Source organism: Amnimonas aquatica (assembly GCF_002943415.1).
Taxonomy (GTDB): domain Bacteria; phylum Pseudomonadota; class Gammaproteobacteria; order Pseudomonadales; family Moraxellaceae; genus Perlucidibaca; species Perlucidibaca aquatica_A.
In genome coordinates this window covers 1-9,055 of record NZ_PTQZ01000052.1, presented here as the reverse complement: position 1 = coordinate 9,055, position 9,055 = coordinate 1, and the positions used below count along the sequence as shown (strand labels likewise).

General features: G+C 68.5%; 8 protein-coding genes. 4 read left to right on the top strand and 4 right to left on the bottom strand.

What is annotated here, in order from left to right; translation table 11 throughout:
• A partial coding sequence (locus tag C5O18_RS03615) for a penicillin-binding protein activator LpoB (protein WP_420884467.1) occupies positions 1-311 on the top strand: 311 nt, incomplete at its 5' end.
• A 137-nt stretch (positions 312-448) separates the two neighbouring features.
• Here the strand turns inward: C5O18_RS03615 and fba are convergent.
• The 4 genes from fba to tkt form a co-directional block, all read right to left on the bottom strand.
• The gene (gene fba / locus C5O18_RS03610) at positions 449-1,513 is read right to left on the bottom strand and encodes a class II fructose-bisphosphate aldolase (RefSeq protein WP_105191541.1); all 1,065 of its coding nucleotides are present in this window, start codon (positions 1,511-1,513) and stop codon (positions 449-451) included.
• Positions 1,514-1,594: 81 nt separating this feature from the next.
• The gene (locus C5O18_RS03605; RefSeq protein WP_105191539.1) at positions 1,595-2,785 is read right to left on the bottom strand and encodes a phosphoglycerate kinase; all 1,191 of its coding nucleotides are present in this window, start codon (positions 2,783-2,785) and stop codon (positions 1,595-1,597) included.
• Positions 2,786-3,182: 397 nt separating this feature from the next.
• Positions 3,183-4,205, bottom strand: a complete 1,023-nt coding sequence (locus tag C5O18_RS03600) for a type I glyceraldehyde-3-phosphate dehydrogenase (protein WP_105191537.1) — start codon at positions 4,203-4,205, stop codon at positions 3,183-3,185.
• Positions 4,206-4,236: 31 nt separating this feature from the next.
• Entirely contained in the window at positions 4,237-6,237 is a 2,001-nt protein-coding gene (gene tkt, locus C5O18_RS03595) for a transketolase (protein ID WP_105191535.1), read from the bottom strand.
• Between the two features lie 259 nt (positions 6,238-6,496).
• Between tkt and C5O18_RS03590 the strand changes: the two genes are divergently transcribed.
• The 3 genes from C5O18_RS03590 to C5O18_RS11115 all read left to right on the top strand — a co-directional run.
• A complete protein-coding gene (locus C5O18_RS03590) occupies positions 6,497-7,486 on the top strand; it encodes an ArsR/SmtB family transcription factor (RefSeq protein WP_105191533.1) in 990 nt (329 codons plus the stop codon).
• A 34-nt stretch (positions 7,487-7,520) separates the two neighbouring features.
• Positions 7,521-8,711, top strand: coding sequence for a methionine adenosyltransferase (metK, locus tag C5O18_RS03585; RefSeq protein WP_105191531.1), 1,191 nt, complete (start codon positions 7,521-7,523; stop codon positions 8,709-8,711).
• A 176-nt stretch (positions 8,712-8,887) separates the two neighbouring features.
• Positions 8,888-9,055 (top strand): NAD(P)-binding protein (locus C5O18_RS11115; protein ID WP_146089190.1); only part of this gene is annotated, 168 nt, incomplete at its 3' end.

Below are 9,055 nucleotides of genomic sequence, written 5' to 3'. Positions count from 1 at the left end.
CCCAGCTGATCAAGTCGGGCCGCTTCCGCTTCGTCGACATGAGCGTGGTCGCCGAGATCGAGCGCCAGTTCAACTACCAGCGCAAGAGCGGCTTCGTCGACGAGAAGACCGCCGTGCAGGTCGGCAAGCACGTCGGTGCGCAGTACATGCTCTACGGCAACCTCGCCGGCATCACCAAGGCCGACGGCTCGACCCGCGACCAGTACTACAAGTTCACGCTCAAGCTGCTCGACCTCAAGACCGGCCTGATCGAGTTCCAGGACGAAAAGGAAATCCGCAAGACCCGCAAGCGCGCCCTCTTCGGCGGCTGACCCGTCCGGCCCGGCTGACATGCCCGCGAAATGAAGGAGGCCCGCCCTCCTGCCCACCGAAAACTGTAGCGCTTTGTCAGCGTGTTTTCGGTGGGCAGGAGGGCGGGCCTCCGCTTTGACGGAAGGTCAGCCGCGCCTCACTGCACCTGCTGGCGCAGCTCGCCCTTGCTGTAGCGCTCGGTCATGGCATCCAGCGACAGGGCGCGGATCCTGCCGGCCTGGCCGGCGGTGCCGAAGGCTTCGTAGCGGTCGACGCAGACATCGCGCATGGCGACGATGGTGTCCTTGAAGAACTTGCGCGGGTCGAATTCGGCCGGGTTCTTCGCCATGTGGCGGCGGATCGCGCCGGTGGACGCCAGGCGCAGGTCGGTGTCGATGTTGACCTTGCGCACGCCGTGCTTGATCGCTTCCACGATCTGCTCGACCGGCACGCCGTAGGTTTCCTTGATGTCGCCACCGTACTGGTTGATGATCGCCAGCCAGTCCTGCGGCACGCTCGACGAACCGTGCATGACCAGGTGCGTGTTCGGAATGCGCGCGTGGATTTCCTTGATGCGGTCGATCGCCAGGATGTCGCCGGTGGGCGGACGCGTGAACTTGTAGGCGCCGTGCGAAGTGCCGATGGCGATCGCCAGGGCATCGACACCGGTGTCCTGCACGAAGCGCGCGGCCTCTTCCGGATCGGTCAGCAGCTGCGAATGGTCGAGCACGCCTTCGGCGCCGACGCCATCTTCTTCACCGGCCATGCCGGTTTCCAGCGAACCCAGGCAGCCGATCTCGCCTTCCACCGACACGCCGCAGGCGTGCGCGATCTCGACCACGCGGCGGGTGACGCCGACGTTGTACTCGTAGCTGGTCGGGGTCTTGCCGTCTTCACCCAGCGAGCCGTCCATCATGACCGAGCTGAAGCCGAGCTGGATCGAGCGCTGGCAGATCGCCGGCGAAGTGCCGTGGTCCTGGTGCATGACCACCGGGATATGCGGAAACTCCTCGATGGCGGCCAGGATGAGGTGGCGCAGGAACGGCGCGCCGGCATATTTGCGGGCGCCGGCCGAGGCCTGCACGATCACCGGGGAATCGGTCTTGTCGGCCGCTTCCATGATGGCGCGCATCTGCTCGAGGTTGTTGACGTTGAAGGCCGGCACGCCGTAGCCGTTCTCGGCGGCGTGGTCCAGCAGCTGACGCAGGCTGATGAGAGCCATGGGGTTTTCTCCTGAGGGCCGCCGGGCGGCCCGCTTGTTCCGTGATATTCGTTTCCCGGCGGCACCCGGCCGCCGCGCAGCTTACTTGGCGGCCGCCGCTTCCAGCGCGGCCACGGCCGGCAGCACCTTGCCCTCGACAAACTCGAGGAAGGCGCCGCCACCGGTGGAAATGTAGGACACCTGGTCCGCCACGCCGTACTTGTCGATGGCCGCCAAGGTATCACCACCACCGGCGATCGAGAAGGCGTCCGACTCGGCGATGGCCTTGCTCAGCGCCTCGGTGCCGGCGCCGAAGGCATCGACCTCGAAGACGCCGACCGGGCCGTTCCAGAGGATGGTCTTGGCGGCCTTGAGCAGCTCGGCGAAGCGCGCCGCGGTCTGCGGACCGACGTCGAGGATCATGTCGTTGGGGCCGACATCGGCGACGGCCTTGACCACCGGCGTGGCGGCCTGCACGAAGGCCAGGAAGTCCTCGATCGGACCGGTGACCTCGGCGACCACGACATCGGTCGGCAGCGGCACGTCGACCTTGGCGGCGATGGCCTTGGCGGTGTCGATGAGGTCGTGCTCGCACAGCGACTTGCCCACCGGGTAGCCGGCGGCGGCGAGGAAGGTGTTGGCGATGCCGCCACCGACGATGAGCTGGTCGCAGAGCGACGACAGCGAGGTCAGCACGTCGAGCTTGGTCGACACCTTGGAGCCGGCGACGATGGCGGCCATCGGGCGCGCCGGCTTGTCCAGCGCCTTGCCCAGCGCTTCCAGCTCGGCGGCCAGCAGCGGACCGGCGGCGGCGACCTTGGCGAAGCTGGCGACGCCGTGGGTCGAGCCCTCGGCGCGGTGGGCGGTGCCGAAGGCATCCATCACGAACACGTCGCAGAGCGCCGCGTACTTCTGCGTCAGCTCGTCGAGGTTCTTCTTCTCGCCCTTGTTGAAGCGCACGTTTTCCAGCAGCACGACCTGGCCCGGCTCGACGGCGACGCCATCGAGGTAGTCGGCGACCAGCGGCACGGCCTGGCCCAGCTTGGCGGACAGCCACTCGGCGACCGGCTTCAGCGAGTTCTCTTCGCTGAACTCGCCCTCGACCGGGCGGCCCAGGTGCGAGCACACCAGCACGGCAGCGCCCTTCTCCAGCGCCAGCCGGATGGTCGGCAGCGAGGCCACGAGGCGGGCATCGGAACGGATCACGCCGTTCTTCACCGGCACGTTGAGGTCTTCGCGGATCAGCACGCGCTTGGCGCGCAGATCAAGGTCGGTCATCTTGAGGACGGTCATGTTGGTCTCCGTAGGTGCAATGTTGCTTGCGCGGCCTCCGTGGTGTGCGGGCGGCGTGCAGGCTTGTGGAAAACGCGCCGTGAACCCCTCCCTGGGGGCTCGCAAACGCCATCCATGGCGTTTGACGGTTTTCCACAAGCCTGCACGCCGCCCACACGCCGCGAAGACAGCATCAGTTTCCTTTTCACCGGCCGTGCAAACATGCACCACCGGCCAATCTTTCCTTCCGCCCGGGCATCACGGCCCTGAGCACCGCGTTGTCCGAGTGGTGATGGGAGAGGGGCCTGGCGGTAAAGCCGTCAAACGCCATGGATGGCGTTTGCGAGCCCCCAGGGAGGGGTTCACGGCGTGTTTTACCGCCAGGCCCCTCTCCCATCACCACGTACCAAAAGCACGCTCAACCCAACGCCGCCAAGCGCCCGCACAAGTCCAGCAGCCGGTTGGCGTATCCCCATTCGTTGTCGTACCAGGCGAACACCTTCACCTGATCGCCCACCACCTCGGTCTGCGTCAGATCAAGGATCAGCGACTCGCTGCGGTGGTTGAAGTCCGACGACACCAGCGGCTCGTCGTTGACCGCCATCCAGCCGCGGCCGGCCGTGGCGGCATAGACGCGCAGGCCGTCGTGCAGCGCATCGACGGACAGCGGACGCAGCATCTGCACGCTGAGGTCGATGGCCGCCACGTTCAGCGTCGGCACCCGCAGCGAGTAGCCGCCCAGGCGCTCGGCCAGGTGCGGGAAGATCTTGCGTGCCACGCCCAGCGCGCTGGACGTGGTCGGAATCATGTTTTGCGCGCCGGCGCGGCCACGGCGCGGGTCGCGGTGCACGTGGTCGAGCAGCACCTGGTCCGAGGTGTAGGCGTGGATCTCGGTCATCAGCGCGGAGGCAATGCCGGTCAATCCGTCGAAGGCCTGCAGCAGCGGGCAGAGCGCGTGCGAGGTGCAGCTCGCCGCCGAAATGACGCGGTGCGCCGGGCTCAGCTCGGCATCGTTGACGCCATGCACGATGATGGCATCGGCGGTGTCGAACGGGGCCGCGCCGATGACCACGCGACCGGCGCCGGCATCGAGATGGCGGGCGGCCTGGGCGCGGGCGCGGAACTGGCCGGTGCACTCCAGCACCACGTCCACCGCCAGGTGGCGCCACGGCAGCTTCTCCGGATGCGGCTCCGACAACAGCGTGATGCGCTGGCCGCCGACACGCAGCACGTGGCCGTCGGCACCGCCTTCCAGCGTCACCTCGCCCGGGAAACGCCCGTGCGTGGTGTCGTAGCGCAGCAGGTGCAGCAGCGCCTCGGGCTCGCCGAGGTCATTGATGGCGACAATCTGCAGCGCATGGCGATCGCCGGCTTCGACCAGCGCGCGCAGCACATGGCGACCGATGCGGCCGAAGCCGTTGATGGCGATGCGCAGGGTCATGCCTGGCGCTCCCGCATCGGTCGCATGGTGATCACGCCAGGTCCTGGACCGCAGCCACCACCGCCTCGGCGGTGATGCCGAAGTGCTTGTAGAGCGCACCGGCCGGCGCCGATTCGCCATAAGTGGTCATGCCGACCACGGCGCCATCGAGGCCGGTGAAGCGGTGCCAGTAATCGGCGATCGAGGCCTCGACCGCGACGCGCTTGCGCACGGCCGACGGCAGCACCTGCTCGCGGTACGCAGCGTCCTGGCGCAGGAAAGTATCCGGCGACGGCATGGACACCACGCGCACGCCCAGGCCCTGGGCGGCGAGCTGGTCGGCGGCAGCCTGGGCGACGCTGACCTCGGAGCCGGCGCTGATGAGGATCACGTCGACCTTTTCCGCGTCGCGCAGCACGTAGCCGCCACGCGCGATGTCGGCGATCTGCTGCGCCGTGCGGGTCTGGTGCGGCAGGTTCTGGCGCGAGAACACCAGCGCGGTCGGGCCATCGCCACGCAGCAGGGCTTCGCGCCAGGCGACAGCGGACTCGACCGTGTCGGCCGGACGCCAGGATGCCAGGTTGGGCGTCTGGCGCAGGCTGGCGAGCTGCTCGACCGGCTGGTGGGTCGGGCCGTCTTCGCCGAGGCCGATGGAGTCGTGGGTGTAGACGTGGATGACGCGCTGCTTCATCAGCGCCGCCATGCGCACGGCGTTGCGGGCGTATTCCATGAACATCAGGAAGGTGGCGCCGTAGGGCACGAAGCCGCCGTGCAGGGCGACGCCGTTCATGATGGCGCTCATGCCGAACTCGCGCACGCCGTAGAACACGTAGTTGCCGTCGGCATGCTCCTGCACGCCGTGGCAACCCTTCCACAGGGTCAGGTTGGAACCGGCGAGGTCGGCGGAGCCGCCGAGCAGTTCGGGCAGCAGCGGACCGAAGGCGTTGAGCGTGTTCTGCGAGGCCTTGCGCGAGGCGATGGTCTCGGCCTTGGCGTCGCAGGCGGCGATCCAGGCATCGGCCTGTGCCGCGAAATCGGCCGGCAGCTCGCCGGCGAGGCGGCGCTGCAGCTCGGCGGCCAGCTCCGGGTGCGCCTTGGCATAGGACGACCACAGGCCGTTCCAGTTCAGCTCCAGCGCCTCGCCCTTGGCGCGGCCGTCCCAGGCTTCGTAGATGTCCTGCGGAATCTCGAACGGCGCGTGCGGCCAGCCCAGCGCCTCGCGGGTGAGCGCGATCTCGGCGTCGCCCAGCGGCGCACCGTGGCAGTCTTCCTTGCCCTGCTTGTTGGGCGAGCCGGCGCCGATCACGGTCTTGCAGATGACCAGCGTCGGGCGTGCGCCATCGGCCTGCGCTTCCAGCGTGGCGGCGCGGATGGCATCGCTGTCGTGGCCGTCGATGGGACCGATGACCTGCCAGCCGTAGGACTGGAAGCGCTGCACGGTGTCGTCGGTGAACCAGCCCTCGACCTCGCCGTCGATGGAGATGCCGTTGTCGTCGTAGTAGGCGATCAGCTTGCCCAGGCCGAGCGTGCCGGCCAGCGAGGCGACTTCATGCGAAATGCCTTCCATCAGGCAGCCGTCGCCGAGGAAGCAGTAGGTGAAGTGGTCGACCACCGGGAAACCGTCGCGGTTGAACTGTGCCGCCAGGGTCTTTTCCGCCAGCGCCATGCCGACAGCGTTGGCGATGCCCTGGCCGAGCGGACCGGTGGTGGTCTCGACGCCCGGCGCGTAGCCGTACTCCGGGTGGCCCGGAGTCTTGCTGTGCAGCTGGCGGAACTGCTTGAGGTCGTCGATGGAAAGGTCGTAGCCGGTCAGGTGCAGCAGCGCGTACTGCAGCATGGAGCCGTGGCCGTTGGAGAGCACGAAGCGGTCGCGGTTGGCCCAGGCCGGGTTCTGCGGGTTGAAGCGCAGGAACTGGCGCCACAGCACCTCGGCAATGTCCGCCATGCCCATCGGAGCGCCCGGATGGCCGGAGTTGGCTTTCTGCACGGCGTCCATGGCGAGGGCGCGGATGGCATTGGCCAGGTGGCGTTGGTTCAGGGGCTGGGCGGGCATGCGGAAACTCCGTTCGGGGTGAAGCCACGTAAAACAGACCGCCCCGGCACCGCGACAGATGGCGCCAGGGAGGGACGCAATTCGGAAAGGCGCAATTTTCACCGATTCACGGGGTCGCGGGCAACGACATTAGTCTCTCCGCGCCTGTGGACTTCCGGCAGCAAGTCGCATTGACGGCAATTCATGCCCGGGAATCCATCGATAGTTATCTATATTCGGATATTTTGATATTTCATGACGAGCCGCTACACTGCCAGCCATGACCGATGCCGCTTCCGACACGCAGACGATAGACCACCTGGCAGGCCTGGCCTGGGCCGCCGGCGACCGCCTGCGCCTGGGCGTGCTGCGCGTACTGGCGCGCGACTCCTTCGGCGTGCTCGAACTGTGCCAGCTGTTCGACATCAAGCAGCCGTCCATGAGCCACCACCTCAAGATCCTGTCCGAGGCCGGGCTGGTGGCGCACCGCCGCGAAGGCACCAACCTCTATTACCGGCGCGCGCCGGCCGAATCGGCGCTGATCGCCGAACTCTTCCACGCGCTCGACGCCACTGCGCCGGATGCCGGCATCCTGCAGCGCCTGGAGGCCGTGCAGGCTGCCCGCGCCGAAGCCAGCCGGCGCTTCTTCGCCGAGCACGGCAGCGACTACCGCGAGCACCAGGACCTGATCGCGCGTCTCGGCGACTACGGCCCGCGCGTGGTCGAGCGCGTGTCGCAGCTGGCGCGCCGGGGCGTGGTGCTGGAGATCGGCCCCGGCGGCGGCGAGCTGCTGCCCGAGCTGGCGCGCGCCGCCCGCGAAGTGATCGCGCTCGATGTCAGCCGGGAAATGCTCGCCCGCGCCGAGCAGCACGCGCGCGCCGCCAGCCCCGGCAACCGCGCCGGCCAGCTGCGCTTCGTCGCCGGCGACACCGCCGCCGCGCGCACGCTGGACCTGCCGCCAGCCGATGCCGTGGTCATGAACATGGTGCTGCACCACACCGCACGCCCCGCCGACGTGGTGGCCGATGTCGCCGCCCTGCTCGCGCCCGGCGGCAGCTTCCTGCTCACCGAGCTCTGCGAGCACGGCCAGGGCGAGAAGGCGCGCGAGGTCTGCGGCGACGTCTGGCCCGGCTTCGCGCCCGAGACCCTGAGCCGCTGGGCCGAGGCCGCCGGCCTGCAGACCGCGCGCGAGGAATACCTGGCGCAGCGCAACGGCTTCCGCATCCAGATCCGAGAATTCACCAAGCCGGCCGGCGACGCCCGGCCCTGACCCCCGCAACCAGGACATACCCAGGACCCAGCCCATGAGCGAATACAGCGTCTTCACCTCCGAGTCCGTTTCCGAAGGCCACCCGGACAAGATCGCCGACCAGATCTCCGATGCCGTGCTCGACGCCATCATCAGCGAGGACAAGCAGGCCCGCGTGGCCTGCGAAACGCTGGTGAAGACCGGCGTCGCCATCGTCGCCGGCGAAGTCACCACCTCGGCCTGGGTCGACCTGGAGCAGCTGGTGCGCGATGTCATCACCGACATCGGCTACACCAGCTCGGACGTGGGCTTCGACGGCGCCACCTGCGGCATCATCAACATCATCGGCAAGCAGTCGCCGGACATCGCCCAGGGCGTCGACCGCAGCAAGCCGGAGGACCAGGGCGCCGGCGACCAGGGCCTGATGTTCGGCTACGCCAGCAACGAGACCGACGTGCTCATGCCGGCGCCGATCCGCTTCTCGCACGCGCTGGTCGAGCGCCAGGCCGAGGCGCGCAAGTCCGGCCTGCTGCCGTGGCTGCGCCCGGACGCCAAGAGCCAGGTCACCTGCCGCTACGAAGACGGCAAGGTGGTCGGCATCGACGCCGTGGTGCTGTCGACCCAGCACAACCCGGAGATTTCGCTGCGCGACCTGCGCGAAGCCGCCATGGAGCTGATCATCAAGCAGGCCCTGCCGGCCGAGCTGCTGCACAAGGGCACGCAGTTCCACATCAACCCGACCGGCAACTTCGTCATCGGCGGGCCGGTGGGCGACTGCGGCCTGACCGGCCGCAAGATCATCGTCGACAGCTACGGCGGCATGGCCCGCCACGGCGGCGGCGCCTTCTCCGGCAAGGACCCGTCCAAGGTCGACCGCTCGGCCGCCTACGCCGGTCGCTACGTGGCCAAGAACATCGTCGCCGCCGGCCTCGCCGACCGCTGCGAGATCCAGGTCTCCTACGCCATCGGCGTGGCGCTGCCGACCTCGATCTCGATCAACACCTTCGGCACCGGCAAGGTCAGCGACGAGCGCATCATCCAGCTCGTGCGCGAGCACTTCGACCTGCGCCCGTACGCCATCACCCGCATGCTCGACCTGCTGCACCCGATGTACCGCCGCACCGCCGCCTACGGCCACTTCGGCCGCACGCCGGAGCAGGTCACGGTGGGTGACGACACCTTCACCACGTTCACCTGGGAGCGCACGGACCGCGCCGAGGCGCTGCGCGACGCCGCCGGACTGTAAGTCACAGAAGAAAGCCCCGGGCCCTTCCTCCCCCCCGAAAACACGCCGACGCTACAGTTTTCGGGGGGAGGAAGGGCCCGGGGCTTTTTCGTGGGCTGCCGGCGGCGTTCGTCGGCGCGCGCTTGCCCGGCGCGGACCTTGCGCATAGCGTGACCGCATCCTCATGTTCCGCGGAGATGCCCATGCACCGGATCGGACGCCGCTACCGCAGCGGGCGCGCCAGCGGCCCGTACGACCTGATCGTGATCGGCTCCGGCATCGGCGGCCTCACCGTGGCGGCGCTGATGGCGAAGCTGGGCAAGCGCGTCTGCGTGCTGGAACAGCACTACACCGCCGGCGGTTTC

Coding starts and splice junctions, on each gene's coding strand:
- fba (WP_105191541.1), bottom strand. CDS start 1,513: ATGGCTCTCATCAGCCTGCGTCAGCTGCTGGACCACGCCGCCGAGAAC.
- C5O18_RS03605 (WP_105191539.1), bottom strand. CDS start 2,785: ATGACCGTCCTCAAGATGACCGACCTTGATCTGCGCGCCAAGCGCGTG.
- C5O18_RS03600 (WP_105191537.1), bottom strand. CDS start 4,205: ATGACCCTGCGCATCGCCATCAACGGCTTCGGCCGCATCGGTCGCCAT.
- tkt (WP_105191535.1), bottom strand. CDS start 6,237: ATGCCCGCCCAGCCCCTGAACCAACGCCACCTGGCCAATGCCATCCGC.
- C5O18_RS03590 (WP_105191533.1), top strand. CDS start 6,497: ATGACCGATGCCGCTTCCGACACGCAGACGATAGACCACCTGGCAGGC.
- metK (WP_105191531.1), top strand. CDS start 7,521: ATGAGCGAATACAGCGTCTTCACCTCCGAGTCCGTTTCCGAAGGCCAC.